The 26,425-nt window shown below is 55.0% G+C and carries 21 protein-coding genes, 1 rRNA gene and 1 riboswitch; of the genes, 12 read left to right on the top strand and 10 right to left on the bottom strand.

Features of this window, described 5'->3' with window-relative positions:
* Nucleotides 1–3: 3 nt before the first annotated feature.
* The 4 genes from F0Q32_RS18380 to ptsP all read right to left on the bottom strand — a co-directional run bounded on the left by F0Q32_RS18380 (nucleotide 4) and on the right by ptsP (nucleotide 5,105).
* Entirely contained in the window at nucleotides 4–615 is a 612-nt protein-coding gene (locus tag F0Q32_RS18380; RefSeq protein ID WP_149464211.1) for a DUF1287 domain-containing protein, read from the bottom strand.
* 198 nt (nucleotides 616–813) lie between these two features.
* On the bottom strand, nucleotides 814–1,917 hold the full coding sequence (locus F0Q32_RS18375; protein ID WP_149464210.1) for a glycerol dehydrogenase: 1,104 nt from the start codon (nucleotides 1,915–1,917) through the stop codon (nucleotides 814–816).
* A gap of 12 nt (nucleotides 1,918–1,929) precedes the next feature.
* Nucleotides 1,930–2,592, bottom strand: a complete 663-nt coding sequence (gene fsa, locus F0Q32_RS18370) for a fructose-6-phosphate aldolase (protein WP_149464209.1) — start codon at nucleotides 2,590–2,592, stop codon at nucleotides 1,930–1,932.
* A gap of 11 nt (nucleotides 2,593–2,603) precedes the next feature.
* Entirely contained in the window at nucleotides 2,604–5,105 is a 2,502-nt protein-coding gene (gene ptsP, locus F0Q32_RS18365) for a phosphoenolpyruvate--protein phosphotransferase (protein ID WP_149464208.1), read from the bottom strand.
* A gap of 308 nt (nucleotides 5,106–5,413) precedes the next feature.
* Here ptsP and F0Q32_RS18360 point away from each other — a divergent pair, with 308 nt between their 5' ends.
* The 3 genes from F0Q32_RS18360 to F0Q32_RS18350 all read left to right on the top strand — a co-directional run bounded on the left by F0Q32_RS18360 (nucleotide 5,414) and on the right by F0Q32_RS18350 (nucleotide 7,252).
* Nucleotides 5,414–6,493 (top strand): PTS fructose transporter subunit EIIC, encoded by a 1,080-nt coding sequence (locus tag F0Q32_RS18360; protein WP_149464207.1) that lies wholly within the window; start codon nucleotides 5,414–5,416, stop codon nucleotides 6,491–6,493.
* Nucleotides 6,494–6,510: 17 nt separating this feature from the next.
* Nucleotides 6,511–6,831 (top strand): PTS fructose-like transporter subunit IIB, encoded by a 321-nt coding sequence (locus tag F0Q32_RS18355; protein WP_149464206.1) that lies wholly within the window; start codon nucleotides 6,511–6,513, stop codon nucleotides 6,829–6,831.
* A gap of 64 nt (nucleotides 6,832–6,895) precedes the next feature.
* The gene (locus F0Q32_RS18350; protein WP_149464205.1) at nucleotides 6,896–7,252 is read left to right on the top strand and encodes a PTS fructose-like transporter subunit IIB; all 357 of its coding nucleotides are present in this window, start codon (nucleotides 6,896–6,898) and stop codon (nucleotides 7,250–7,252) included.
* Here the strand turns inward: F0Q32_RS18350 and F0Q32_RS18345 are convergent.
* The 4 genes from F0Q32_RS18345 to argE all read right to left on the bottom strand — a co-directional run bounded on the left by F0Q32_RS18345 (nucleotide 7,239) and on the right by argE (nucleotide 14,366).
* Nucleotides 7,239–8,090: an AraC family transcriptional regulator gene (locus F0Q32_RS18345; RefSeq protein WP_149464204.1), complete on the bottom strand. Its 852-nt coding sequence runs from the start codon at nucleotides 8,088–8,090 to the stop codon at nucleotides 7,239–7,241. The genes F0Q32_RS18350 and F0Q32_RS18345 overlap by 14 nt on opposite strands.
* A 200-nt stretch (nucleotides 8,091–8,290) precedes the next feature.
* The gene (locus F0Q32_RS18340) at nucleotides 8,291–10,024 is read right to left on the bottom strand and encodes a phosphoethanolamine transferase CptA (RefSeq protein WP_149464203.1); all 1,734 of its coding nucleotides are present in this window, start codon (nucleotides 10,022–10,024) and stop codon (nucleotides 8,291–8,293) included.
* A gap of 224 nt (nucleotides 10,025–10,248) precedes the next feature.
* Nucleotides 10,249–12,900: a phosphoenolpyruvate carboxylase gene (ppc, locus tag F0Q32_RS18335; protein ID WP_149464202.1), complete on the bottom strand. Its 2,652-nt coding sequence runs from the start codon at nucleotides 12,898–12,900 to the stop codon at nucleotides 10,249–10,251.
* 314 nt (nucleotides 12,901–13,214) lie between these two features.
* Nucleotides 13,215–14,366 carry an acetylornithine deacetylase gene (argE, locus tag F0Q32_RS18330; protein ID WP_149464201.1) on the bottom strand — a complete coding sequence of 384 codons (1,152 nt, stop codon included), beginning with the start codon at nucleotides 14,364–14,366 and terminating at the stop codon, nucleotides 13,215–13,217.
* 181 nt (nucleotides 14,367–14,547) lie between these two features.
* Between argE and argC the strand changes: the two genes are divergently transcribed.
* From argC to oxyR, 4 genes are all read left to right on the top strand, one after another.
* Complete coding sequence (argC, locus tag F0Q32_RS18325; RefSeq protein ID WP_149464200.1) at nucleotides 14,548–15,552, top strand: N-acetyl-gamma-glutamyl-phosphate reductase; 1,005 nt, start codon at nucleotides 14,548–14,550, stop codon at nucleotides 15,550–15,552.
* Between the two features lie 12 nt (nucleotides 15,553–15,564).
* A complete protein-coding gene (gene argB, locus F0Q32_RS18320; protein WP_149464199.1) occupies nucleotides 15,565–16,338 on the top strand; it encodes an acetylglutamate kinase in 774 nt (257 codons plus the stop codon).
* Nucleotides 16,339–16,439: 101 nt separating this feature from the next.
* Nucleotides 16,440–17,813, top strand: a complete 1,374-nt coding sequence (gene argH, locus F0Q32_RS18315) for an argininosuccinate lyase (protein ID WP_149464198.1) — start codon at nucleotides 16,440–16,442, stop codon at nucleotides 17,811–17,813.
* 342 nt (nucleotides 17,814–18,155) lie between these two features.
* Nucleotides 18,156–19,076 carry a DNA-binding transcriptional regulator OxyR gene (gene oxyR / locus F0Q32_RS18310; protein WP_015966478.1) on the top strand — a complete coding sequence of 307 codons (921 nt, stop codon included), beginning with the start codon at nucleotides 18,156–18,158 and terminating at the stop codon, nucleotides 19,074–19,076.
* Here oxyR and sthA read toward each other — a convergent pair.
* On the bottom strand, nucleotides 19,059–20,459 hold the full coding sequence (sthA, locus tag F0Q32_RS18305) for a Si-specific NAD(P)(+) transhydrogenase (protein WP_149464197.1): 1,401 nt from the start codon (nucleotides 20,457–20,459) through the stop codon (nucleotides 19,059–19,061). The genes oxyR and sthA overlap by 18 nt on opposite strands.
* A 322-nt stretch (nucleotides 20,460–20,781) precedes the next feature.
* On the opposite strand from sthA, the gene fabR reads away from it, so the two are divergent.
* Both fabR and F0Q32_RS18295 read left to right on the top strand, forming a co-directional pair.
* Nucleotides 20,782–21,417 (top strand): HTH-type transcriptional repressor FabR, encoded by a 636-nt coding sequence (gene fabR / locus F0Q32_RS18300; protein WP_015966476.1) that lies wholly within the window; start codon nucleotides 20,782–20,784, stop codon nucleotides 21,415–21,417.
* A 15-nt stretch (nucleotides 21,418–21,432) separates the two neighbouring features.
* On the top strand, nucleotides 21,433–21,792 hold the full coding sequence (locus tag F0Q32_RS18295; protein ID WP_015966475.1) for a YijD family membrane protein: 360 nt from the start codon (nucleotides 21,433–21,435) through the stop codon (nucleotides 21,790–21,792).
* A gap of 55 nt (nucleotides 21,793–21,847) precedes the next feature.
* On the opposite strand, the gene trmA is transcribed toward F0Q32_RS18295, so the two are convergent.
* Entirely contained in the window at nucleotides 21,848–22,948 is a 1,101-nt protein-coding gene (trmA, locus tag F0Q32_RS18290; RefSeq protein ID WP_149464196.1) for a tRNA (uridine(54)-C5)-methyltransferase TrmA, read from the bottom strand.
* 114 nt (nucleotides 22,949–23,062) lie between these two features.
* A riboswitch (cobalamin riboswitch) is annotated at nucleotides 23,063–23,245 on the top strand.
* Between the two features lie 65 nt (nucleotides 23,246–23,310).
* Between trmA and btuB the strand changes: the two genes are divergently transcribed.
* The 3 genes from btuB to F0Q32_RS18275 form a co-directional block, all read left to right on the top strand.
* Complete coding sequence (btuB, locus tag F0Q32_RS18285; RefSeq protein WP_149464195.1) at nucleotides 23,311–25,179, top strand: TonB-dependent vitamin B12 receptor BtuB; 1,869 nt, start codon at nucleotides 23,311–23,313, stop codon at nucleotides 25,177–25,179.
* Nucleotides 25,124–25,975, top strand: a complete 852-nt coding sequence (murI, locus tag F0Q32_RS18280) for a glutamate racemase (RefSeq protein ID WP_149464194.1) — start codon at nucleotides 25,124–25,126, stop codon at nucleotides 25,973–25,975. The genes btuB and murI overlap by 56 nt, the downstream gene beginning before the upstream one ends.
* 375 nt (nucleotides 25,976–26,350) lie before the next feature.
* Nucleotides 26,351–26,425: ribosomal RNA gene (locus F0Q32_RS18275) — 16S ribosomal RNA — on the top strand; the annotation flags it as partial.

Below are 26,425 nucleotides of genomic sequence, written 5' to 3'. Positions count from 1 at the left end.
GGCTCAACGCTTGTAATATCGATAGTGTCCCACAATCCGCCAGCTAAATAACACATCCTCTTCCTGCGCGCCTGCGCCGATGTTGTGTACCATCAGCGGCGTGCCGTCGTACGCGCGGTTCAGAGAAACCACACCAATATGCGCCAGGCCATTGTTTAATCGCCAGGAGACAATATCACCCGGCTGATAGTCGCTGTATTTATCAGTAATAGATAAGGCTTTGTCGTGGCGTTGAAACCAGGTTTCCAGATTGGGTACGCGGCGATGGTCGATGTTGCTGTCCGGGCGTTTTAGCTTCCAGTTTTGCGGGTAGGCCGCAAAATCCGCCAGCATGTCTTCATGCAATAATTTCTGCAAATCAACCTGTTGAGTACGTAACGCGCGTATCACCACATCGGCGCAGACGCCGCGTTCCAGCGGGATATCGCCGTTGGGGTATGTCAGCCGAACATAGGCCGCGTCGTAATACAGCGTTTTGCCAACTTGTTGTGCTGCGCCCTGAGCGATAGCGGCATTAGTTTGCGGTTGTACAGTGATGGGTTTGGTATCAAGAGGTGGCGAGTGATGAATAAAAGTAGCGGCAAAAAGAGTGATAAGTGCCAGCAGGAGTTTCATTCGCATCGTCCGTGAAATGTGTCTGGCGATTTGACCTTCAGAAGAGAAAATGGTGCGTGACAGAAAAGGTTCGTTTCAGGACAGGCGCAAAGAATCGCCCGGTGGCGCTGCGCTTACCGGGCCTACAGTCGGATGTTTGTAGGTCGGGTAAGCGTAGCGCCACCCGACATACCACGGTCAATCAGGCCTTACCAGCCGTTATTCCCACTCATGCAGAAAACGCTGACCGTACTGGTCGGCAACCAGCAGCGCCGCGTAAACGCGGTCCGGATCGGCGCCGCCAGGCATATTGTGGATAGTTTCGCCTTCCGCACAGGACGCTTCAGCTACTTTGCGCATTTTCGCCGGGATATCCTCTTTGATATCCAGTTGCGCGAGGGTAATCGGCAGGCCGACGGAGTGGCACAGGGCGGCGACGGTTTCAATCTCTTCTACCGGCGCGTTCTCGAAGACCAGTTGCGTCAGCGTACCGAACGCCACTTTCTCACCGTGATAGTAATGGTGCGCATCCGGAATCGCGGTCAGACCATTATGGATGGCGTGTGCAGCCGCCAGGCCACCGCTTTCAAAACCGACGCCGCTCAGGTAGGTGTTAGCTTCGATCACGCGCTCCAGCGCCGGGGTGACGACGTGTTGCTCTGCCGCCAGCATCGCTTTCTCGCCTTCTTCAATCAGCACGTTGTAGCACAGTTCAGCCAGCGCCAGCGCGGCCTGAGTGCATTTTCCACCCGCCATGGTGGTGGCGCCGCTGCGTGAACAGGCGCGCGCTTCAAACCAGGTCGCCAGCGCGTCGCCGATACCGGCGGCCAGCAGACGAGCCGGGGCACCCGCGACAATTTTGGTGTCGACAATGACCATGTTCGGGTTGTGCGGCAGCATCAGGTAACGGTCGAATTCACCGTCATCGGTGTAGATGACAGACAGCGCGCTGCATGGCGCATCGGTAGACGCGATGGTCGGCGCGATAGCAACGGGAACGTCCATGAAATGTGCCAGGGCTTTGGCGGTGTCGAGCGTTTTGCCGCCGCCGATGCCCAGTACAGCGCCGCATTGTGCTTTTTCAGCCACGCCGCGCAGACGATCGATTTCGTTTTGTGAACATTCGCCGCCGAACGGGGCGATTTCCAGCGCCAGACCTGCATCGCGGAAGCTTTTTTCCAGCGCGGCCTGGGCGAAGCCTAAGACAAATTTGTCACCGACAACCAGCCAGCGCTCTGCCATCGGTTTCAGGTAGTCGCCCAGACGGGTGATGACATCAGCACCCTGGATGTATTTACCCGGTGATTGAATAATGCGATCCATACTTTATTTCCCTCAAAGGTTGATATGACCAAATGCGTTATGCCAGTCCTGCTCAAACTTCTCTATGGCTGACTCTACCGCAGGGGTAGTGATTATTTGTTGCGCTACGTCTAAAGGAAGTGTGATTGCCTCGCACCCGGCCAGTAAGCAATCCAGCGCCTGGCGCGGTGTTTTAAAACTGGCGGCCAGTACTTTGCTTCCCGGGGCATGCAACTCAAGCAGTGTCTGAAGTTCCTGTACCATACGGATGCCGTCGCCGCCCTGGGCATCAACGCGGTTAACATATGGCGCGACATATTTGGCGCCAGCCAGCGCCGCCAGTAACCCCTGCGAGGCGCTGTAGACAGCGGTGCCGAGTGTTGGAATATCCTCTTTTTTCAGCAATTTGATCGCCGCGAGACCTTCCGCGGTGACGGGGATTTTTACCACAATGCCGGGAACGGCGTTGCTCAGGCGTTTCGCTTCCGCCACCATGCCCGCAGCATCACGACTCATGGTCTGGGCAAACAGAATGCCTTCCGGCCCAATCGCTTTTTGCAAACGCGGCAGCACGTCCCAGATGGATTCCTTGCTGGCGGCGACGATACTCGGGTTAGTGGTGACACCCGCCAGCGGGAAAATACGCGCCAGACGTTCAACTTCTGCCACGTTGGCAGTATCCAGATACAGTTCCATGATTCGTCCTCTTACAGTTCCAGTTCGTGTTGCAGCAGGCTGGCGATGGCGTCGGCAGATGCCGCGTTCACCAGCGCGTTACGGAATTCTTCATGCATAATGCGGCGCGCCAGGCGGGAGAAAATCCGCATGTGCTGGTCGCCCGCGGCGTGTTTGTTGAGCGTCAGCATAATGATGAACTGCGCTTCGTCGTCGCCCCAGCGTACCGGCGCGTTCAGGCGTGCGACGCTAATGGTCGATTGCTCAATATGTTCTGATTTGCTGTGTGGAATGGCGAAGCTGAAACCCAGCCCGGTCGAGAACACCGCTTCACGCGCCCAGAGGTCGGCTTCCAGCTTGCGCGGGTAACGGCAGCGCCCGGCCAGCAGCAGGTTGTCGGTCATGCCCTTGATCACTTCTTCTTTGCTCTGCCAGTCGTTATCCAGTGAGATACAGGAAGTGGCGATCAGCGGTGCGTCCTGCTGGCTCATGCGGAATTGCGCCAGCAGATGCTCCACTTCCAGCGAGGTGCGGCAGGCCATTGCCTGATTGAGCAACTGACGGCAGGCGCGGCTGTCAAGCTGTGCCAGACGTGCTTTGGTTGCCGGAATCGACGGCGCGCTCATGCTCAGTTCATCCAGCCCCAGGCCAACCAGCAGCGGTAGAACAGACCCTTTCGCGCCCAGTTCACCACACAGGCCAATCCATTTACCCTGGCGATGTACCGCCTGCACCGCGTAATCGAGTGCGCGCAGGAACGCCGGGTTCAGGTTGTTGTAGTGGCGGGTGACTTTGGCGTTATCGCGGTCGACCGCCAGCAGATACTGGGTTAAATCGTTGCTGCCGATGCTGAAGAAGTCGATCTCTTCGCAGCACTGATCGATGATGAACATCACCGACGGCACTTCCAGCATAATGCCGAGCGGAATACGCTCATCGAATGGAATGTGTTCATTGCGCAGTTGTTGTTTGGCTTCGGCGAGCTTCTCTTTGACCCATAAGATCTCTTCCATCGAGGAGATCATCGGGATCATGATTTTCAGCTTGCCGTGCGCTGAGGCGCGCAGGATCGAACGCAACTGGGTGGTGAACAGCGCCGCATACTCTTCATAAATACGCACCGCGCGATAGCCGAGGAACGGGTTATTTTCTGCCGGAATATTGAGGTAATCCACCGGCTTATCGCCGCCAATATCCATGGTGCGCACGATAATGCTACGGCCATTGGCGGAACCCAGCGCCTGGCAGAAAATGTTATACAGCTCGTCTTCGCCCGGCGCGCAGGCACGATCCATATAGAGCATTTCGGTACGGAACAGACCGACGCCTTCCGCACCGTTGCCGAAGGCGGCCTGTGCTTCTACCGAATGGGCGATGTTAGCGGCGACTTCAATGCGTAAGCCATCGGCGGTACGCGCTTCCTGGTTCAACCAGACGCTCTGTTGCTGGCGCAGTTGTTCCTGTACCCACTCTTCCTGGCGATAGTAGCGGGAGACCGCTTCATTCGGCGCAACGATAATCGCCCCGGCATTGCCATCCAGACAGATTTGCTGCCCCTGCCAGGTGTTGAGTGCGTCAATATCTACGCCGACCAGCGTTGGGATATTAAAAGAACGCGCCAGAATCACCGTGTGTGAGGTAATGCCGCCGCTTTGCAGCAGCAGACCTTTAAGCAGCGTTTTATCCAGCTCGAGGAACTGGCTTGGGGTGAGTTCTTCCGCCATACAGATGGTCGGCTGCGTGAGCTTACCCGGTGCCGGGAAACGCTGTTCACCATAAATTTGCTGTAACAGTTGATAGCCGACGTCGCGCACGTCCAGCGCGCGTTCCTGTAAATAGCTGCTGCTGGAGCGGGCAAATTCATCGCAGAAATGGTTGGCGCTGCGAACAATCGCGTCGGCACAGCTCAGGCCATCGTTTACACCAACCAGAACATGCTGGCGCAGAGAGGTGTCGGTGACGAGCGAACGATGAGCTTCCAGAATCGCGCTGGCGGTGGTGTCGCTGTCCAGCAGATGCAGTTCCAGCATTTTTGTCAGCCGCGCCAGGCCGCTATCCAGCGCCTGCTGCTCCTCTTCCACGCTGCGCGAGGCAGGCAAATCGCCCAGACGGTTTAAATCAAGCGAGGCAAGACGCGTTAAAACGCCGCCTGCGCTACCGCTACACACGGGCTGCGCGCGAAACAGCGTTGGATTGAGATGGGTGAGCGATTCCGGCAGTGGTGCTTGTTCAACCGTAGCAGCTTGCGCCAGCGGCGCATCGCACAGGGGAAATTCTTCACGGATCCAGCGGGAGAGATGCTGCCAGGCGGCCTGTTCATCCTCGCCGGAAATCAGCAATTGGCAGGCATCGTTCACCAGGGTATCGGTGCCGATCAGCGCCAACGCGCTTTTGGCGTTGCCTTTGCGGTCGGTTCGCAGGTTATGCCATTCAATGGTGCTGGTGAATGTATTGCACTGCGTTTCAACGTGGCTGGCGGGGCGTGCATGGACGCCATTAGGTAATTCACAGACAAACTCTACAACCTGAGCCATCACTTTATCTCCCAAATCATTCGATATGGGGAACAGGATGGAGGGTTGAGCGCGGGCCCGCTATCTGACAAATCTGTCAAAAACTGGATAAATGTAATATCCGCCTAAAAGTGAGAGATTCCTCACATGTTCCCGGCTGGTGGGCGATAGCAACGAGTCGCGAACTTTTGAGACCGATCGCATTTTTCTGATGCGATCACAAATATCCAGTAAATGCCCCTTTTATCCACTGTCTGTCACTTCGTCAATTGCCTATCGTTTCCACAACCTCGTTATGGATATGGGCACGAAATGCCCGGGAGCAACTGATGAAAGAGTTGGTGCAGATTTTAAAAAACACCCGTCAGCATTTAATGACCGGTGTGTCGCACATGATCCCGTTTGTTGTGGCGGGTGGGATCCTGCTGGCGGTTTCCGTCATGTTATACGGCAAGGGCGCGGTGCCGGATGCCGCCACCGATCCAAATCTTAAAAAGCTGTTTGATATTGGCGTGGCCGGCCTGACGTTGATGGTGCCTTTTCTGGCGGCATACATCGGTTACTCCATCGCCGAACGTTCAGCGCTGGCACCCTGTGCAATTGGCGCGTGGGTGGGGAACAGCTTTGGCGCAGGCTTCTTCGGCGCGTTAATCGCCGGGATTATCGGCGGGATTGTGGTCTATTACCTGAAAAAGATCCCGGTGCATAAAGTGCTGCGCTCGGTGATGCCGATCTTCGTGATCCCGATTATTGGCACCCTGATCACCGCAGGCGTAATGATGTGGGGGCTAGGCGAGCCGGTCGGCGCGCTCACGGTGGGCCTGACGCACTGGTTACAAGGCATGCAGCAGGGCAGCATTGTGGTGCTGGCGGTAATCATGGGCCTGATGCTGGCGTTTGATATGGGCGGCCCGGTGAACAAGGTGGCCTATGCGTTCATGCTGATCTGCGTCTCGCAGGGGGTGTATACGGTGGTGGCGATTGCTGCCGTCGGGATATGCGTACCGCCTCTGGGGCTGGGCCTCGCGACGCTGATTAATCGTAAGAACTACAGCAGCGAAGAGCGCGAAGCAGGCAAAGCGGCGCTGGTGATGGGCTGCGTGGGCGTGACGGAAGGGGCGATTCCCTTTGCGGCCGCTGACCCGCTGCGTGTGATCCCGTCCATTATGATCGGCTCCGTTTGCGGCGCGGTGACGGCAGCGCTGATGGGTGCACAGTGCTACGCCGGGTGGGGCGGGCTGATTGTTCTGCCGGTGGTGGAAGGCAAGCTCGGCTACATCGTGGCGATTGCCGTTGGCGCGGTCGTGACGGCAGTGTGCGTGAATCTCCTGAAAAGCCTGGCGCGGAAGAATGCAAAACCGGTCGCGGAGAAAGAAGACGACCTGGATCTGGATTTCGAAATTAACTGATTGAAGAGGTAAATATTATGACCATGATTATCGCGGTAACCGCTTGTCCGTCTGGCGTCGCACATACTTATATGGCGGCGGAAGCGCTGGAAAGCGCGGCGAAAGCCAAAGGCTGGGACGTGAAGGTTGAAACGCAGGGGTCCATTGGCCTCGAAAATGAACTGACGGCAAGCGACGTTGCTGCTGCGGATATCGTGATTCTGACCAAAGATATCGGCATCAAGTTTGAAGAGCGTTTTGCGGGTAAAACCATCGTGCGGGTTAATATCAGCGATGCCGTAAAACGCGCCGACGCGATTATGGCTAAAATTGAAGCGCATCTCGCACAAATGGCGTAAGCGCGAATATCAGGCTGGCGGGGAGACTCGCCAGCATGTATGAAACCAGAAGCAGGAGAAGACGATGACGGTATCCCCCGTTAGACGATTAGTCGCAGTCACCGCCTGCGTGAGCGGCGTGGCGCATACCTATATGGCCGCTGAGCGTCTGGAAAAACTGTGCCAGCAGGAAAAATGGAGCATCAAGATTGAAACCCAGGGCGCGCTGGGGATTGAAAATGCGCTTACCCTTGAGGATGTTCAGCGCGCTGACGCGGTGCTGTTGATCACCGATATCGAACTGAGTGGCGCAGAACGTTTTATCAACTGTCGTTATGTGCAGTCGGGTATTTCCGCGTTTCTGCGTGAGCCGCAGAAAGTGATGAGCGCAGTGCGTAAACTGCTCTCCGCACCGCAGCACACGCATATTATTCTGGAGTAGTGTTCTTTTCCGTAAGCTGGCTGTGGTACTGGCGACGGTATTCTGACGGCGAGCGTTCGGTATTTTTGCGAAACAAGCGGCAGAAGTAGTTACTGTCGACAAAGCCGCAGGCGTGCGCAATCTCTTTCACCTTCAAGTCGTAACCCTTCAGCAGCATTCTGGCGTGTTCCAGCCGAGTATGATTCAGATATTCGTTAAATCCCACCGCACCGATTTTCTGGAACAGGTGTGAGAGATAGTTGGGCGAGATATAAAACGCCTGCGCGACGGATTCACGGGTGAGCGGCGAGGCGTAATGTTCGTCGATATAGTCGCGAATGGCGTCGAAAAGCGCCTGACTGCGCGAAGCCGTTTGAATCTGACTGCCCAGCAGGTCACAGCAGTGGCTTAACAGGCTGGCGACAATCAACCGTGCGGTGTGTTGTTCCTGAGGCTGCATCTGCATTTCATGCAGTGTTTGCAGCAGAAAAGAACCGATACGCGGCCCCCGCCGGGCAACGTGCTGGCGATTGAGACTGTGTGAATGGCTGCCGTCCCAGTGCACCAGGCTAAAGCCGAGCTGCTGCTTGCCAAACAGAATGCTGAGGGTGGTCACCGGCGATTGCCATTGCGGGAAGTTCCATCCGCCTGCGGGTACAAACAGGACATCATGACGCTGCATGCGCGCGACTGCGCCGGCATCGGTAAACTCACCTTCCAGCACGATTTCCAGACGCGGGAAATCGACCTGATACGCCAGTTCAGGTGCCGGGCTGGTGGCGCTGGCAAAGTGAATGTTTTGCAGTTCAGACGGCGTATTGATTAGCCGGGTGAGCAGTTGCGTGATGTCGTGATGCATAGCGATCCCTTCTCTGTTGCATTGCTCGCCACATTAACGGGATGCGTAAAAAAAGGCCACTCCTGAATGAAGTGGCCTCAAAGATTGCAGACAACGTGCGCTTTGTTTTGCCGGATGCGGCGTAAACGCCTTATCCGGCCTACATTCAATAAATTGCAGAAAACCTGTAGGCCTGATAAGCGGAGCGCATCAGGCAATTCTCACTGATTACCCTGGAGTTCCCCGTAAGGCAGAGAATCGTAATCCTTTAAGCCGTTTTTCTTGTACGGGTTGCCAATCCAGCGCGTCATTGGTGTGAACTGCGGGCTGGTGATGGAACGCGTCGCATCATAACCGTCATAACTCAGCCCCGCTAAATCGGACCAGGTATGGATCAGCTCCGAACTGCTGTACTTACGGTTTACGTCCTGCGAGAAATCGCGCGGATGTGCAGCCTGCCATTTATCTGACGTCCACAGCATAAACGGTACGGTATACATGTGGCGCGTTGGCGCCAGTTCGTTGCGCCCCTGAATGTTATGCGGCGGCGTGTCGTAAACCTCTTCACCGTGATCGGAGAAGTAGAGCAGGAATCCGTTCGGGTCCGTGGCTTTGTACTCTTTGATCAGGCTGGCGACAACGTGGTCGTTGTACAGGTTCGCGTTATCGTAGGCGTTGTATTCGTCCTGCTGTTCCTGCGATAACCCGGCAGGCAGATTGTCGGTTTTGCCGTCAAACTTGCCCCATTTCTCCGGGTAGCGATACTCATACTTGATATGCGTACCCAGCAGGTGAACGATTATCAATTTCTTCGGCGCCGGGTCAGCCATCACTTCTTTGAAGGGGTCCAGCACGTTGGTGTCGTACTCGCGCGCGCTCTGCGTACGCTGCTGGTTCATATAGAACTGTTTGTCCGTTTGCTTCGAGAACACCGTCAGCATGGTGTTACGTTCGGTCATCGTCTGCTGATTAGTTATCCAGAACGTTTTATACCCGGCCTGTTTCATCATGTTCATCAATGATGGTTTGGTCAGATAGAGGTCCGGATTTTTTTCGTTCGCAAAGGTCAGCGCCTGTTGCAGGATTTCGATGGTATAAGGGCGAGACGTGACGACGTCGTTGAAGACGGTCAGGTTCTTATCGTTCTTATGCAGGGCATCCAGTTCCGGCGTGGTTTCACGCGGGTAGCCATACAGACTCATACGGCCACGTTGGGTCGATTCCCCAATCACCAGCACCAGCGTACGCGGTGCATTACCGGAGCTGTCTTTTAAATTCGCCAGTGGCGGTAATGCATTGTTAGCGTTTAACAGTTTGTTCAGGCTGGTTAATTGCTGGCGATATTGGTAGTAGCCAGTAATAAACTGCCAGGGCGCGGCGGGCTCCATACGGGAGGCCATACCGTTCAGCGTTTTTTCCAGCGGTTTATCACCAACAACGCTTCCCGCCACAATAGGATTAAGAATTAATCCATACAGCAGCGCAAAAGAAACCAGCCAGCGGCCCAGGTGCGGGATATAGACAGGCTTCAGTCTGGACCACAGGAAAATCGCCACCGCGGTATACGCCACCGTCGTTAGAACAATCTTCAGGCTGAAATACTGACTCAGGTATTCGCTGGCTTCATTGGCGTTCGATTCGAACATAATGAACAGCACGCTTTGTGAGAATTCCTGCCCGTAGATCACGAAATAGCACAGCGTCGCCAGCGAGGCGGCCCACAGCACTATCCCAATAATGGCAGCGATGATGCGCGTTTTACTCGGGAACAGAAAAATGGGAATCAGCCACAACGAGCTGAATAAGAGAGAGTCACGAAATCCGTTCGTACCGCTATAGCCCGTTAAAAGAATAATGGCCTGCAGCAGGGTAGAGAAAAACCAAAAGTAGAGCAGCGCCCAACCAAGGGCCTTCCAGCTAAACTTAGTTTCAGCCGGGGTAGTAGTGGAGAGCATAAATTAAGCCTGTCAGAATTCGTGGTGCCAACCGTAACAATTTTTTATTAAGTGAACCTTAAGGTCACTCCAGCAGTTATTGTTGCGGCAGTAAAAAGTCACGTCGAGCACATTGATAGACAGAGCGAATATGAAAAGGTTTTGCGGCGAAATCAAAAAAAATAAGTGCGCTTATTTCGGCGTGAGCCAGCGCACTTATTTCATTGAGACTTAACTTAGATTGATTAGCCGGTGTTACGCATGCCTGCCGCAACGCCTGCGATGGTGACCATCAGCGCCTGCTCCACGTTAGGATCCGGCTCTTTGCCTTCTTCTTCCGACAGACGAGAGCGATGCAGCAGTTCAGCCTGAAGCACGTTCAGCGGGTCGGTATAGATGTTACGCAACTGAATAGACTCGGCAATCCATGGCAGGTCGGCCATCAGATGCGCGTCGTTGGCAATTGCCAGCACCACTTTGATGTCCGCTTCCAGCAGATTGCGTAGCTCTTCACCCAAGCCCCACAGCTCTTTTTTCACCAGACGCTGATCGTAATATTCCGCGAGCCACAGGTCCGCTTTTGCGAACACCATTTCCAGCATTCCCAGACGCGTGGAGAAGAACGGCCAGTCGCGACACATGGCTTCAAGCTGGCTCTGTTTGCCATCTTCCACCACTTTTTGCAGCGCCGCACCCGCGCCCAGCCAGGCTGGCAGCATCAGACGGTTCTGCGTCCAGGCGAAGATCCACGGAATGGCGCGCAGGGATTCCACGCCGCCGGTTGGGCGACGTTTTGCCGGGCGCGAACCGAGCGGCAGTTTGCCCAGCTCCTGTTCCGGCGTCGCGGAACGGAAGTAAGGCACGAAATCTTTGTTTTCACGCACATAGCCGCGATACATCTCGCAGGAGATATCGGACAGCTCGTCCATGATGCCGCGCCACTCGTCTTTCGGTTCCGGCGGCGGTAACAGGTTCGCTTCCAGAATCGCGCTGGTGTAGAGCGACAGGCTGCTGACGGTGACTTCCGGCAGACCGTATTTGAAGCGGATCATCTCGCCCTGTTCGGTCACGCGCAGGCCGCCTTTCAGGCTTCCTGGCGGTTGTGAGAGCAGTGCCGCATGGGCTGGCGCGCCGCCACGGCCAATGGAGCCGCCGCGACCGTGGAACAGAGTCAGTTCGATACCGGCTTTTTCGCAGGTTTTGATCAGCGCGTCCTGTGCCTGGTACTGCGCCCAGGAAGCGGCCATCACGCCCGCATCTTTCGCGGAGTCGGAATAGCCAATCATCACCATCTGTTTGCCCTGAATAAAGCCGCGATACCAGTCGATATTCAGTAATTGCGTCATGACATCGTTCGAGTTGTTCAGGTCATCAAGCGTTTCGAACAGCGGCGCAACCGGCAGGGCAAACGTAATACCGGCTTCTTTCAGCAGAAGGTGTACAGCCAGCACGTCAGAAGGTGTCTTCGCCATCGAAATGACATAGGCGGCAACGGAGCCAACCGGCGCATCGACAATCGCTTTACAGGTATTGAGGACTTCGCGCGTTTCGTTGCTTGGCTCCCAGCTACGCGGCAGCAGCGGGCGCTTGGAATTCAGTTCACGGATCAGGAACGCCTGTTTGTCGGCTTCGGACCAGCTTTCGTAGTCGCCGATGCCCAGGTAGCGGGTCAGTTCGCCCAGCGCTTCAGTGTGGCGAGTGCTCTCCTGGCGAACATCAATACGCACCAGCGGCACGCCAAAGCACTTCACGCGGCGCAGGGTGTCGAGCAGTTCGCCGTTGGCGATAATGCCCATTCCGCAGGCCTGCAATGATTTATAGCAGGCGTAAAGCGGGTCCCACAGCTGTTCGTTCTGGCTGATTAAACCCGCCGGTTTCGGCAGACGTTGGCCTTTCAGCCGCGCTTCCAGCCAGGCCTGGGTCGCCATTAACTGGCTGCGAATGTTTTTCAGCAGATAACGGTACGGTTCCTGAGCGCCTTCTTCGCCCACCAGGGCGCGCAGTTCGTCGGTGCATTCCACCATCGAGAGTTCGGAGATCAGCAACTGAATATCTTTCAGGAACAGATCGGTCGCTTTCCAGCGGCTTAGCAGTAGGACGTGACGCGTGATTTCAGCGGTAACGTTCGGGTTGCCGTCACGGTCGCCGCCCATCCAGGAGGTAAAGCGAACGGGGACGAAATCGACCGGCAGGCGGTAGTTCAGGTTCTCTTCAAGCTGTTCATTAAGCTCGCGGAGATAATTGGGCACACCTTCCCAGAGGCTGTTTTCCACTACGGCGAAGCCCCATTTGGCTTCATCCACCGGGCTTGGACGGTGCTTACGAATTTCATCCGTATGCCAGGACTGCGCAATCAACTGGCGCAGGCGGCGCATCAGCTGGTGGCGTTCATAATCGGCGATGTCTTTGTTATCCAGCTGCTTCAGGCAGCCGTTAATTTCGCCCATTTTGTGGATGAGCGTGCGGCGCGTGATTTCGGTCGGGTGCGCGGTCAGAACCAGCTCCAGCGACAGCGATTCGACGGCTTGTTTAATGGTGGCTTCGGTGAGATTGGGTTGGTCTTTGAGTTTACGCAGCGTACGCGCAATCACTTCCGGGTTGCTCGCGGCTTCGCCTTTTGGCGAGATGCTGTGATACTGCTCGGCGGTATTCGCCAGGTTCAGAAACTGGCTGAAGGCACGCGCCACCGGCAGCAGTTCATCATTGGAGAGGTTTTGCAGCGTTGTCAGCAGTTCCTGACGGTTGGCTTCATTGCCAGCGCGGGAGGATTTCGACAACTTACGGATAGTTTCTACACGGTCAAGAATGTTCTCACCAAGCGCATCCTTGATGGTATCGCCTAGCACTTTACCGAGCATACTGACATTACTACGCAACGCGGAATATTGTTCGTTCATGTTAACCCAGACACCCCATCTCATTTTATTTTGTTATACCCCAGGCTTCGGAACGCAAAGCCAGGATAAGCAACCTCCTTTATAAAGCCACGTAAAAACCCCCACGTCAATTGCTGCGAAATCGCTTCAGCAATCGAGTAAATAGCGGCAATTTACGAAATTTAATTCGCATCGTGTCAGATAAGTAATGCTTATGAAAATGTGCGCGCGGATGCCCTCACCCCGGCCCTCTCCCACAGGGAGAGGGAGAAAAGCAGACCGCACGGACAGTCCCCTCTCCCTTGAGGGAGAGGGTTTGGGTGAGGGGGGACATATCAATGCCAGCAGAAGTGATGCACAACCTGGGTAATCAATTCACGCGTCGGCTTAATAAACCGCGTTTCCAGATATTCATCCGGTTGGTGGGCCTGGTTGATAGAGCCCGGTCCGAGTACCAGCGTTGGGCACAGGGTCTGAATGAACGGCGCTTCGGTGCAGTAGTTCACCACCTCGGTTTGCGCACCGAGCAGTTTTTCCACCACCTGAACCAACTGGTGGTCAGGCGGGCATTCGTAGCCCGGGATTGGCGGGTGCAGTTCGGAGACGGTCAACCGGCCAGGCCACTGGGCGCTTACCGGTTCCAGCGCTTCATCCAGCAAACCGTTGAGATCGTTTAGCGTCATACCCGGCAGTGGGCGAATGTCCATATGCAGTTCGCAGCAGGCGCAGATGCGGTTTGAGGCATCGCCACCGTGAATGGCGCCGAGGTTGAGGGTCGGGTAAGGCACGGTGAACGCCTCGTAGTGATAGCGCTCTTTCAGTTCGTCGCGCAGTTGCATTACGCGGCCAATCGCGTCGTGCATAATTTCAATCGCGTTGACGCCGCGCGCCGGGTCGCTGGAGTGGCCCGATTGCCCCATCACGCGAATGGCGCTGGAGATGTGGCCTTTGTGCGCACGTACAGGCTGCAATGACGTTGGCTCACCGATGATGGCGCAGTCCGGACGCAGGGCGGTGGTTTCGGCAAAGTAGCGCGCGCCTGCCATGCTGGTTTCCTCATCGGCGGTCGCCAGAATGTAGAGCGGCTTTTTCAGCGTTGTCACGTCCACATCGCGCAGGGCATCGAGAATAAAGGCGAAGAAGCCTTTCATGTCGGCGGTACCCAGACCGTAAAGCTTGTTTTCATGCTCTGTCAGGGTAAAGGGATCGCGCGTCCAGCGGCCATCGTCAAACGGGACGGTATCGGTGTGACCAGCAAGCAGCAGGCCACCTGCACCGTTTCCGGTGCTGGCCAGCATATTGAATTTATTGCGCGTGCCGGGCACCGGCTGGATCTCAACGTTAAAGCCTAACGAAGCAAACCAATCGCCGAGCAGAGTGATTAAAGACGCATTACTTTGATCAAGCGCTTCTTCGGTTGCGCTGATGGAAGGTGTGGCGATCAATGCACGGTAAATCTCGATAAATGGCGGTAAATTGTTTTTCATTGTTGACACACCTCAGGTCGTGATAGTATCAATATTCATGCAATATTTGTGAATAAAAACACAATATCGTTGAGCGTAAGAAAACCCTTAAACCGTAGGGTGAAAGGCAAAAGTCGCTCAACAGGGTGAGGAAGATAAGCATTCTTCCCAGGCATATGACGTAAGAAGGTGAACAGCCCCGATGTTGAATACGCTGATTGTAGGTGCCAGTGGCTATGCTGGCGCAGAGCTTGTGACCTATGTAAATCGCCATCCGCATATGAACATAACCGCTTTGACGGTCTCAGCGCAAAGCAATGATGCAGGAAAGTTAATCTCTGACCTGCATCCGCAGCTGAAGGGCATTGTGGATTTGCCGTTGCAGCCGATGTCGGATATCAGTGAATTCAGCGCCGGTGTGGATGTGGTTTTCCTCGCCACTGCGCACGAAGTCAGCCACGATCTGGCGCCGCAGTTTCTGGCCGCCGGTTGCGTGGTATTTGACCTTTCCGGGGCGTTTCGCGTCAATAACGCGCCCTTCTACGAAAAATATTACGGCTTCACCCATCAGCATCCTGAATTACTTGAGCAGGCGGTATATGGCCTCGCCGAGTGGTGCGGCGACGCGCTGAAAGAGACCAACCTGATTGCCGTGCCGGGTTGCTACCCGACGGCGGCGCAGCTCTCGCTTAAACCGCTGATTGATGCCGATCTGCTGGATCTCACCCAGTGGCCAGTGATCGACGCTACCAGCGGCGTGAGCGGCGCCGGGCGTAAAGCGGCGCTTTCCAACAGTTTCTGCGAAGTGAGCCTGCAACCGTATGGCGTGTTTAACCACCGCCATCATCCGGAGATTTCAACCCACTTGGGGGCGCAGGTGATTTTTACCCCGCACCTGGGTAATTTTAAACGCGGCATCCTCGAAACCATCACCTGCCGCCTGAAACCGGGCGTGAATGCAGACCAGGTGGCGGCGACCTTCCAGCAGGCGTATGCCCATAAACCGCTGGTGCGTCTCTATGACAAAGGTGTTCCGGCACTGAAAAACGTGGTCGGTTTACCGTTCTGCGATATCGGTTTTGCCGTGCAGGACCAGCACCTGATTGTGGTGGCCGCGGAAGATAACCTCTTAAAAGGCGCCGCGGCGCAAGCCATTCAGTGTGCCAATATCCGTTTCGGCTTCGCCGAAACGCAGTCTCTTCTTTAAGGTGTGATGACGATGAATCCATTAATTATCAAATTAGGCGGCGTGTTGCTGGATAGCGAAGAGGCGCTGGAGCGTCTGTTTACCGCACTGGTGAATTATCGTGAGTCACATCAGCGCCCGTTAGTGATTGTGCACGGCGGTGGTTGCGTGGTGGATGAGCTGATGAAACAGCTTAATTTGCCGGTGAAAAAGAAAAATGGCCTGCGTGTGACGCCTGCTGACCAGATAGACATCATCACCGGCGCGCTGGCGGGTACGGCCAACAAAACGCTGCTGTCATGGGCAAAGAAACATGATATCGCCTCTGTGGGCCTGTTCCTGGGCGACGGCGATAGCGTCAAGGTGACGAAACTCGATGAAGAACTGGGCCATGTCGGCCTGGCGATGCCGGGTTCGCCAAAACTCATTAACCTGCTGCTGGACGGCGGCTTCCTGCCAGTTGTCAGCTCAATTGGCGTGACGGCCGAAGGCGAACTGATGAACGTCAATGCGGATCAGGCGGCGACGGCGCTGGCGGCGACGCTGGGCGCGGATCTTATTCTGCTTTCTGACGTTAGCGGCATTCTCGATGGTAAAGGCCAGCGTATCGCCGAGATGACGGCGGAAAAAGCAGAGCAACTGATCGAGCAGGGTATTATTACCGATGGCATGATTGTGAAAGTGAATGCGGCGCTGGATGCCGCGCGTACGCTGGGTCGCCCGGTGGATATCGCTTCATGGCGTCATGCGGAGCAATTGCCGGCGCTGTTTAACGGCACGCCGATTGGTACGCGGATTCTGGCTTAATATTTTCCCTCACCCTAACCCTCTCCCACAGGGAGAGGGGACCGATAGGTGCATGAGGGTAGCTTTCAGGCAACATTAAACGAATTTTAAGGAAACGAGTTATGGCACTTTGGGGCGGGCGTTTTACTCAGGCAGCGGATCAACGGTTCAAACAGTTCAACGACTCGTTGCGCTTCGACTATCGCCTGGCGGAACAGGATATCACTGGCTCTGTCGCCTGGTCTAAAGCGCTGGTCACGGTCGGCGTGCTGACGGCTGAAGAGCAGTTGCAGCTGGAAGAGGCGCTGAACGTGCTGCTGGAAGAGGTTCGTGCAAACCCGCAGCAAATTTTGCAAAGCGATGCCGAAGACATTCATAGCTGGGTGGAAGGCAAGCTTATCGACAAAGTCGGCCAGTTGGGCAAAAAACTGCATACCGGGCGCAGCCGTAACGACCAGGTGGCAACCGACCTGAAACTGTGGTGCAAAGATACCGTTTCGGAACTGCTGTCGGCTAACCGCCAGTTGCAGAGCGCGCTGGTGGAAACCGCGCAGCAGAATCAGGATGCAGTAATGCCGGGTTACACCCACCTGCAACGTGCGCAGCCGGTGACTTTTGCTCACTGGTGTCTGGCCTATGTTGAGATGCTGGCGCGTGATGAAAGCCGCCTGCAGGATGCGGTAAAACGCCTCGACGTTAGCCCGCTGGGTAGCGGTGCGCTGGCGGGGACGGCCTACGAAATTGACCGTGAACAACTGGCTGGCTGGCTGGGTTTTGCCTCTGCCACCCGCAACAGCCTGGACAGCGTTTCTGACCGCGACCACGTGCTGGAACTGTTGTCCAATGCGTCTATCGGCATGGTGCACTTGTCGCGCTTTGCAGAAGACCTGATCTTCTTTAACTCCGGTGAAGCGAATTTCGTCGAGTTGTCTGACCGCGTGACCTCAGGTTCTTCCCTGATGCCGCAGAAGAAAAACCCGGATGCGCTGGAGCTGATTCGCGGTAAATGTGGCCGTGTGCAGGGCGCGCTGACCGGCATGATGATGACGCTGAAAGGTCTGCCGCTGGCATATAACAAAGATATGCAGGAAGACAAAGAGGGTCTGTTTGATGCGCTCGACACCTGGCTGGATTGCCTGCATATGGCGGCGCTGGTGCTGGACGGTATTCAGGTGAAACGTCCGCGTTGCCAGGAAGCAGCGCAGCAGGGTTACGCCAATGCCACCGAACTTGCGGATTATCTGGTCGCTAAAGGCGTTCCGTTCCGCGAAGCACACCACATTGTGGGCGAAGCGGTGGTTGAAGCGATCAAACAAGGCAAACCGCTGGAAGCGCTGGCGCTGGCCGATCTGCAAAAATTCAGCAGTGTTATCGGTGATGACGTGTATCCGATTCTGTCGCTGCAATCGTGCCTGGATAAACGTGCGGCGAAAGGCGGTGTGTCACCGAAGCAGGTGGCGCAGGCGATTAGCGATGCGAAACAGCGTTTGATTTAACGATTTTTCCCCTCATCCCTCACCCCAACCCCTCTCCCACCGGGAGAGGGGCTAGTCCGTGTAACGTTTCGCTCGATCGGTTCCCTCCCCCTCCGGGAGAGGGCTAGGGTGAGGGGTATTCGTACAAAAAAAAAGCGGACCTGAGGGTCCGCAAAAGTTCACGTTGGCTTTAGTTATTTCGAGTTTGAGAGAAACTCTGCGAAACATCACGGTGGCTTCAAGGGTTAAGGAGGTACCGCTCCGTTTCTGTGTTGCATTATTGAACAGAAAGCTTGATAGGGATAATCGTTCATTGCTATTCTATCTATCGCCGCGAGCTATCGTGGCAATGGAGGATGAATAATGAATATTCGTGATCTTGAATACCTGGTCGCGTTAGCCGAACACCGGCATTTCCGTCGGGCGGCAGACTCGTGCCACGTCAGTCAGCCAACGCTGAGTGGGCAAATCCGCAAGCTGGAAGATGAGCTGGGCGTGATGTTGCTGGAGCGCACCAGCCGTAAAGTGCTTTTTACCCAGGCAGGTTTGCTGCTGGTGGATCAGGCGCGCACGGTGCTGCGTGAGGTCAAAGTGCTCAAGGAAATGGCAAGCCAGCAGGGAGAGACCATGTCTGGTCCGCTGCATATCGGTTTGATTCCGACGGTCGGCCCGTACCTGCTACCGCACATTATCCCAATGCTTCACCAAACTTTCCCAAAACTCGAAATGTACCTGCATGAAGCGCAAACGCATCAACTGCTGGCACAGCTCGATAGCGGTAAGCTGGATTGCGCCATTCTGGCGCTGGTGAAAGAGAGCGAGGCGTTTATCGAAGTGCCTCTGTTTGATGAGCCCATGATGCTGGCGATCTATGAAGATCACCCATGGGCCGAGCGCGATCGCGTGCCGATGTCCGATCTGGCGGGTGAGAAGCTGCTGATGCTGGAAGATGGTCACTGTCTGCGTGACCAGGCGCTGGGCTTCTGTTTTGAAGCGGGCGCTGATGAAGATACGCATTTCCGGGCAACCAGCCTCGAAACGCTGCGTAATATGGTGGCGGCAGGCAGCGGCATTACGCTGTTACCGGCGCTGGCTGTGCCGAAGGAGCGTCGCCGCGATGGCGTTGTCTACCTGCCATGCATTAAGCCAGAACCTCGCCGCACCGTGGGCCTTGTTTATCGTCCGGGATCACCCCTGCGCAGTCGCTATGAGCAACTGGCAGAGGCTATCCGTGGAGCGATGGAAGGTCACTTCGACGAGAAAGCGTTACCAAAGGCGGTTTAAGCCATTAAGCGCTGCTACCCGATAGGCTTCGGCCATGGTCGGGTAGTTAAAGGTGGTGTTAACAAAGTACTCGATAGTGTTACCGCCGCCTTTTTGCTCCATGATTGCCTGGCCGATGTGAATAATCTCCGCCGCGCGTTCGCCAAAGCAGTGAATCCCCAGAATCTCTTTCGTCTCCCGGTGGAACAGAATTTTCAGCGTTCCCACATTCATGCCGACAATCTGCGCGCGCGCCAGGTGTTTAAACTGCGCCCGACCGACTTCATACGGCACTTTCATCGCCGTCAGTTGCTGTTCGGTTTTACCCACAGAACTGATTTCCGGAATGGTGTAAATCCCGGTTGGAATGTCTTCCACCAGGTGCGCCGTTGCTTCGCCTTTTACCATCGCGTGCGCGGCAATGCGGCCCTGATCGTAAGCGGCTGAGGCCAGGCTTGGATAGCCAATGACGTCGCCCACTGCGTAAATGTGCGGCAGCGCGGTCTGGTACATGCTGTTCACTTTTAACTGACCACGGCTGTCACATTGCAGGCCGATGTTTTCCAGCGCCAGTGAATCGGTATTCCCGGTGCGCCCGTTGGCGAACAGCAGACAGTCGGCTTTCAGTTTCTTGCCGGATTTCAGGTGCATGATGACGCCGTCGTCCAGGCCTTCAATTTTCTCGTACTCTTCGTTGTGGCGAATCACCACACCGCTGTTCCAGAAATGATAGGAGAGCGAGTCCGACATCTCCTGGTCGAGGAACGCCAGCAGACGGTCGCGGGTGTTGATTAAGTCAACTTTGACGTCCATTCCACGGAAAATGGAGGCGTACTCACAGCCAATCACCCCAGCGCCGTAGATAATGACGTGGCGTGGTTCGTGATGCAGGCTGAGGATGGAGTCGCTGTCGTAAATGCGCGGGTGGCTGAAATCGACATCGGCAGGGCGGTAGGGGCGCGAGCCGCAGGCGATGACGAATTTTTCCGCCGTCAGCGTTTCGACCGAGCCGTCCGGGCACTCCAGCGCCAGCGTGTGTTCGTCAACGAAATGCGCGTTGCCCTGCAAAATTTCGCAGTGATTACGCTCATAAAAGCCCTGACGCATGCGAGTCTGCTGATTAATCACGCTGTCAGCATGGTTCAGAATGTCGGCGAAAGAGGAACGGAGAAGTCGGGTGTGGTCGCTGTAAAGGGGGTTCTGGTTGAATTCAATAATACGACTAACGGCATGACGAAGTGCTTTTGAGGGGATGGTGCCCCAGTGGGTACATCCGCCGCCGACATTATGATAACGCTCAATAACGGCGACACGCGCTCCCTGTTTCACCAGACCCATCGCAGCGCCTTCGCCGCCGGGGCCGGAACCAATTACTATTGCATCATAATCGTAGGAATTTGGCATGGTAAGGCTTACCTGTTCTTATACATAAAAGCAACAGAATCATAACATCTTCACCGGGATAACCCAATTATCATTGTGCTTTTTTCATGCAAAAGAGCATAAATCGCCCGTAAACAAGCATTCACAAAGCTATGTATACTCAAAATCATTCACGTTTCATCAAGGCGGCAAGGGAGAGAATCACCAGTCGCTTACTGAAGTAAGCGACTGGGGTGAACGCGCGCAGCCAACGCAGGAGAAACGTGAAGGATGAAGAGTATAAGTCGATTAGTTTTAATCTCTGGTATAGTGCCAACAAGGCATTTGGAAGGATTCAATCATCGTGATGGGCGTTAGAGCGCAACAAAAAGAAAAAACCAGGCGTTCGCTGGTGGAAGCAGCATTTAGTCAACTGAGTGCTGAGCGAAGCTTTGCCAGCCTGAGTCTGCGTGAAGTGGCTCGCGAAGCGGGCATTGCGCCAACCTCCTTTTACCGACATTTCCGTGATGTCGATGAACTAGGGCTGACGATGGTGGACGAAAGCGGCCTGATGCTGCGTCAGTTGATGCGCCAGGCGCGTCAGCGTATCGCTAAAGGCGGCAGCGTGATCCGCACCTCCGTGTCGACATTTATGGAGTTCATTGGCAATAACCCTAACGCTTTTCGGCTGCTTTTGCGCGAACGCTCCGGCACGTCTGCGGCGTTTCGTGCTGCGGTCGCGCGCGAAATTCAGCACTTCATTGCGGAACTTGCCGACTATCTGGAAATCGAAAACCATATGCCGCGCGCGTTTACCGAGGCGCAGGCGGAAGCGATGGTGACGATTGTCTTTAGTGCAGGCGCGGAAGCGTTAGACGTCACGCCGGAACAGCGACGCCAGCTGGAAGAGCGGCTGGTGCTGCAATTACGCATGATCTCGAAAGGGGCGTATTACTGGTATCGTCGCGAACAGGAAAAAACGACACATCATTCCGAATAAGGTGAAAGACGAGCAATGAAACAGTCAGGACAAGATAAAGGAACGCTGTTGCTGGCGCTGATCGCTGGCTTATCAATTAACGGAACTTTTGCGGCGCTGTTTAGCTCCATTGTGCCGTTCTCTGTATTCCCGATTATTGCGCTGGTGCTGACGGTGTACTGTCTGCATCAGCGGTATCAGAATCGCACGATGCCGGTGGGGTTGCCTGGCCTGGCGGCGGCATGCTTTATTTTGGGCGTGCTGTTATACAGCACTGTGGTGCGCGCGGAATATCCGGATATCGGCTCTAACTTCCTGCCAGCGGTGCTGTCGGTGATTCTGGTGTTCTGGATTGGCGTGAAAATGCGTAATCGCAAGCACGAGATTTCTGAATAGCGCAATGCTGTATGCCGGATAAGACGGTGACGCCGTATCCGGCATGACAAAGAGTCTATTTCTTTGTCAGCAGTACCCCGCACTCCATATGGTGCGTATACGGGAACTGATCAAACAGCGCCAGGCGCTCCACATTATGCGTCTGGCTTAATGTTTCCAGATTCTGACACAGCGTTTCCGGGTTGCAGGAGATGTACAGAATACGTGGATACGCCTGCACCATTTTCTCGGTTTCGCTATCCAGCCCGCTGCGCGGCGGATCGACAAAAATCGTTTCACACTGATAGCTTTTTAAATCAATTCCCTGCAAGCGGTTGAATTCCCGCACGCCGTTCATCGCCTGGGTAAACTCTTCCGCCGACATGCGAATAATCTGCACATTATCAATGTGGTTCGCCGCAATGTTGTATTGCGCGGCGGCGACGGACGGCTTGGCGATTTCGGTTGCCAGCACGCGGTCAAAGTTGCGCGCCAGCGCCAGCGAGAAGTTGCCGTTCCCGCAGTAGAGTTCCAGCAAATCACCGGTTGAGTTTTCCGTGGCGTTGAGCGCCCACTCCAGCATCTGCACGTTCATTGCCGCGTTCGGCTGGGTGAAGCTGTTTTCCACCTGGCGGTAGATCATCTCTTTCCCGGCGACCGGCAGCCGCTCGTCGATATAGTCCTGATCCAGCGCGATTTTCGTTTTCGTCGCGCGGCCGATGATATGCACATTGAGGTTCTGCGCGCGTAATGCATCCCGCAGCGCCTCCGCTTCCGCACGCCACGCATCGTCGAGCTTCTTATGGTACAGCAGAGAGACAATCGCCTGATTGCTTTGCGTAGAGAGATAATCAATCTGGAACAGCTTGTGACGCAGCGTGTGGTTATTACGCACACCGTCCAGCATGGCGGTCATCAGCGTATTGATGAGCTCGCTGGCTGCCGGGAAGGAATCGACGCGGATGCGGCTTTTGGTCTGCTGATCGAAAATGATGTGATACAGGTCGTCCCCATCATGCCAGATACGAAATTCCGCACGCATGCGGTAATGACTGACTGGCGAGCGAAACACCTCCGGAACCGGCGCGTTGAAAGGGGCCATCATCGTTTGCAGACGGACCACTTTCTCGGCCAGCTGCGCTTCGTATTGCTCGGTAGGAAGGTGTTCGGGGGTCATGATGCATCCTGAATAATAAAAGTACGCGGGGATTGTAGGGCCTGCTCAGGGGATGTCCAGCGATTGATGTTTTCCTAAATCGTGATGGCAGTCTGGACATCTATATGTAACTAAATGTAGCATCCGGGTTCCGGTCCTGTGAGTTAAAAGGGAATCCAGTGAAAATCTGGGGCTGACGCGCAGCGGTAAGGAGTGGTGGGATGAACGCATTTTGCAGACACTGCCTGAAAAGGTGGGAAGTCTTCATCCGCTAAACGCCCCCGAGCCCGAAGACCTGCCGGGTGACGTCGCACTGGGTTTTCATCATCGCGGGCTATCGATGAAACCGGCGGCATCCTTTTTCTATTGTGGATGCTTTAACAATGATTAAAAAAACTTCGCTGATGACGGCGCTATCCGTCTCGGCTTTTTCCGTTTGGGCGCAGGACAGCACTTCAGATACCCTCGTCGTAACCGCCAGTCGTTTTCAGCAGCCGGTCAATACCGTCCTCGCGCCGATGGATGTCGTTACCCGAGATGACATCGACCGCTGGCAGGCCAAAAATCTTAATGACGTCATGCGTCGCCTGCCGGGCGTGGATATCGCGCAATATGGCGGGATGGGGCAGAGTTCTTCACTCTTTATTCGCGGTACTGAAACGAAACAGGTTTTGGTACTGGTCGATGGCATTCCGATGACCCGCCCCGGTATCTCTAATAACCCGGACCTGAATCAGATCCCTCTCTCATTAGTTCAGCGCGTGGAGTATATCCGTGGGCCGCGCTCGGCGATTTATGGGTCCGGCGCAATGGGTGGGGTGATCAACATCATTACCCACTCTGACGAGGAACAATCGAAAATTACCGCCAGCATGGGCTCTAAAGGCTATCAACAATACGATGGCACGTTGCGTCAGCGTTTTGGCGACACGGTAGCGACGGTGGCGGGTTCTTATGAAACCACTAAAGGGTTTGATGTGCAGCCGGGCTCGACCTGGAGCCACGACAACGACCGCGACGGCTTCCGCAATAAAACCTTTTGGGGTAGCCTGGAGCATAAGTTCAACGATAGCTTTGATGGCTTCTTCCGTGGCCGCAGCTATACCAATAATGTCGATTACGATCTGGGTAGCCCACCGTACTCCCCGGCGTATAGCGCCGACGAAGAGCAGCTTTATAACCAAACCTGGGATACCGGACTGCGATTCCATTCCGGTATCTACTCTTCTGAGCTTATCGCCAGCTATCAGAAGGTGAAGGACTATAACTACAGCAGCATTTATGGTCGATATAAAGATGGCACAACGCTTGACCGCATGACCCAGCGTAACCTCCAGTGGGGGAACAACCTGATTGTCGGGCATGGCTCGGTAAGCGCCGGGGTAGACTGGCAGCAGCAGCGTTTGACTTCGTCGGATACGGCGATATCCGATACCTATAAGCGCGATAACACCGGGCTCTATCTTACCGGGCAGCAGCAGTTTGGCGACGTGACGCTGGAAGCCTCTGGTCGTGAAGACCACGATGAGCAGTTTGGCTGGCACGGAACGTGGCAAACGGCGGCGGGCTGGCAGTTCGTTGAGAACTATAAAGTGACGTTATCGTACGGTACCGGCTTCCTGGCGCCATCGTTAGGTCAGCAGTTTGGTTCTACACGCTTTGGTATCAGTTCGAATCCGGATCTGAAACCGGAAGAATCGAAACAGTGGGAAGCTGGCCTGGAAGGTTTGACGGGCCCGCTGGACTGGCGTTTGTCGGCGTATCACTACAAGATCTCTAACCTGATTACCTACTATTCCGACCCGGTTACCTATGACGGCGAGTACGCCAATATCAACTCGGCGACCATTAAAGGCGTGGAGTGGACCGGCAGTTTTGATACGGGGATCTTTAATCACCGCGTGACGCTGCAATATATGGACCCGCGTAACGACGAGAATGATGAGGTGCTGGCACGCCGCTCTAAGCGTCAGGCGAAATACCAGCTCGACTGGACAATGTTTGATGTGGACATGGATGTGTCGTGGCAGTACTACGGTCGTCGCTACGATAACAACACGTCACAATACAATCCGAAACAGCAGGTTTTACCGAGCTACAGCACGGTTGATATCTCTGCGTCATATCCAGTCACCTCACAGCTCACAGTTCGTGGTAAAATAGCCAACCTGTTCGATAAAGATTACGAGACAGTTTATGGCTACCAAACTGCAGGACGGGAATATACCTTGTCTGGCAGCTACACCTTCTGAACCACGGCCTACCGTACTGGTGTTTGACTCCGGTGTCGGTGGGCTGTCGGTCTATGATGAGGTCCGTCAACTTCTGCCGGACCTTCACTACATCTACACCTTCGATAACGTTGCCTTTCCTTATGGGGAAAAAAGCGAAGAGTTTATTGTTGAGCGCGTGGTTGAGATTGTGACCGCCGTCCAGCAACGTTACCCACTCTCCCTGGCGATTATTGCCTGCAACACCGCAAGCACCGTTTCATTACCGGCCCTGCGTGAGAAGTTTGGCTTCCCGGTGGTCGGTGTGGTGCCGGCCATTAAGCCGGCGGCGCGTTTATCGGCGAACCGTATTGTCGGCTTGCTGGCAACGCGTGGCACGGTGAAGCGTCCTTACACGCATGAGCTCATCGCCCGTTTTGCTAATGAATGCAAAATCGAAATGCTGGGCTCGGCAGAACTGGTGGAGCTGGCGGAAGCGAAATTGCATGGCGATCCCGTTTCGCTGGATGAGCTGCGTCGAATTCTGCGCCCGTGGCTGCGGATGCAGGAGCCGCCGGATACGGTTGTGCTTGGCTGCACACATTTCCCGCTGCTGCGCGATGAACTGCTGCAGGTGCTTCCGGAAGGCACGCGGATGATCGATTCCGGCGCGGCGATCGCCCGTCGAACGGCCTGGCTGCTGGAACATGAAGCGCCAGATGCGAAATCGACGGAAGAGAATAAAGCATTTTGCATGGCGTTGACGGCGGAGACTGTACGACTTTTACCCGTTTTACAGCGCTACGGCTTCGAAACGCTTGAAAAACTGCCAGTTTAATGCGGTTTTGCTCAAAAAAGAGACGGTTGAAAAGTTTTTTTTAAACAGGGGTTGTCAACGTCTCAGAACTCCCTATAATGCGCCTCCACTGACACGGAACAACGGCACGCAAGCCGCCGGGTCAGCGAGGTTCTTAAGAGAACTTCAGCAGAGAAAAGTGAAATAAAAACTTGACTCTGTAGCGGGATGGCTTAATATGCACACCCCGCGCCGCTAAGAAAAAGCGAAGCGGCACTGCTCTTTAACAATTTATCAGACAATCTGTGTGGGCACTCAATGATACGGATTCTTAACGTCGCAAGACGATAAATGAATACCAAGTCTCTGAGTGAACACGTAATTCATTACGAAGTTTAATTCACGAGCATCAAACTTAAATTGAAGAGTTTGATCATGGCTCAGATTGAACGCTGGCGGCAGGCCTAACACATGCAAGTCGAACGGTAACAG

Origin of the sequence: Pseudocitrobacter sp. 73 (genome assembly GCF_008369545.1) — a bacterium.
Lineage (GTDB): Bacteria > Pseudomonadota > Gammaproteobacteria > Enterobacterales > Enterobacteriaceae > Pseudocitrobacter > Pseudocitrobacter vendiensis.
This window is presented reverse-complemented; position numbering and strand designations above follow the sequence as displayed.

What these genes read in the sequence shown, in the direction of transcription:
- argB (WP_149464199.1), top strand. Translation starts at nt 15,565, where the DNA reads ATGAATCCATTAATTATCAAATTAGGCGGCGTGTTGCTGGATAGCGAA.
- F0Q32_RS18360 (WP_149464207.1), top strand. Translation starts at nt 5,414, where the DNA reads ATGAAAGAGTTGGTGCAGATTTTAAAAAACACCCGTCAGCATTTAATG.
- trmA (WP_149464196.1), bottom strand. Translation starts at nt 22,948, where the DNA reads ATGACCCCCGAACACCTTCCTACCGAGCAATACGAAGCGCAGCTGGCC.
- murI (WP_149464194.1), top strand. Translation starts at nt 25,124, where the DNA reads ATGGCTACCAAACTGCAGGACGGGAATATACCTTGTCTGGCAGCTACA.
- sthA (WP_149464197.1), bottom strand. Translation starts at nt 20,459, where the DNA reads ATGCCAAATTCCTACGATTATGATGCAATAGTAATTGGTTCCGGCCCC.
- argC (WP_149464200.1), top strand. Translation starts at nt 14,548, where the DNA reads ATGTTGAATACGCTGATTGTAGGTGCCAGTGGCTATGCTGGCGCAGAG.
- F0Q32_RS18345 (WP_149464204.1), bottom strand. Translation starts at nt 8,090, where the DNA reads ATGCATCACGACATCACGCAACTGCTCACCCGGCTAATCAATACGCCG.
- ptsP (WP_149464208.1), bottom strand. Translation starts at nt 5,105, where the DNA reads ATGGCTCAGGTTGTAGAGTTTGTCTGTGAATTACCTAATGGCGTCCAT.
- argE (WP_149464201.1), bottom strand. Translation starts at nt 14,366, where the DNA reads ATGAAAAACAATTTACCGCCATTTATCGAGATTTACCGTGCATTGATC.
- F0Q32_RS18380 (WP_149464211.1), bottom strand. Translation starts at nt 615, where the DNA reads ATGAAACTCCTGCTGGCACTTATCACTCTTTTTGCCGCTACTTTTATT.
- btuB (WP_149464195.1), top strand. Translation starts at nt 23,311, where the DNA reads ATGATTAAAAAAACTTCGCTGATGACGGCGCTATCCGTCTCGGCTTTT.
- F0Q32_RS18355 (WP_149464206.1), top strand. Translation starts at nt 6,511, where the DNA reads ATGACCATGATTATCGCGGTAACCGCTTGTCCGTCTGGCGTCGCACAT.
- ppc (WP_149464202.1), bottom strand. Translation starts at nt 12,900, where the DNA reads ATGAACGAACAATATTCCGCGTTGCGTAGTAATGTCAGTATGCTCGGT.
- oxyR (WP_015966478.1), top strand. Translation starts at nt 18,156, where the DNA reads ATGAATATTCGTGATCTTGAATACCTGGTCGCGTTAGCCGAACACCGG.
- F0Q32_RS18350 (WP_149464205.1), top strand. Translation starts at nt 6,896, where the DNA reads ATGACGGTATCCCCCGTTAGACGATTAGTCGCAGTCACCGCCTGCGTG.
- F0Q32_RS18295 (WP_015966475.1), top strand. Translation starts at nt 21,433, where the DNA reads ATGAAACAGTCAGGACAAGATAAAGGAACGCTGTTGCTGGCGCTGATC.
- F0Q32_RS18340 (WP_149464203.1), bottom strand. Translation starts at nt 10,024, where the DNA reads ATGCTCTCCACTACTACCCCGGCTGAAACTAAGTTTAGCTGGAAGGCC.
- argH (WP_149464198.1), top strand. Translation starts at nt 16,440, where the DNA reads ATGGCACTTTGGGGCGGGCGTTTTACTCAGGCAGCGGATCAACGGTTC.
- fsa (WP_149464209.1), bottom strand. Translation starts at nt 2,592, where the DNA reads ATGGAACTGTATCTGGATACTGCCAACGTGGCAGAAGTTGAACGTCTG.
- F0Q32_RS18375 (WP_149464210.1), bottom strand. Translation starts at nt 1,917, where the DNA reads ATGGATCGCATTATTCAATCACCGGGTAAATACATCCAGGGTGCTGAT.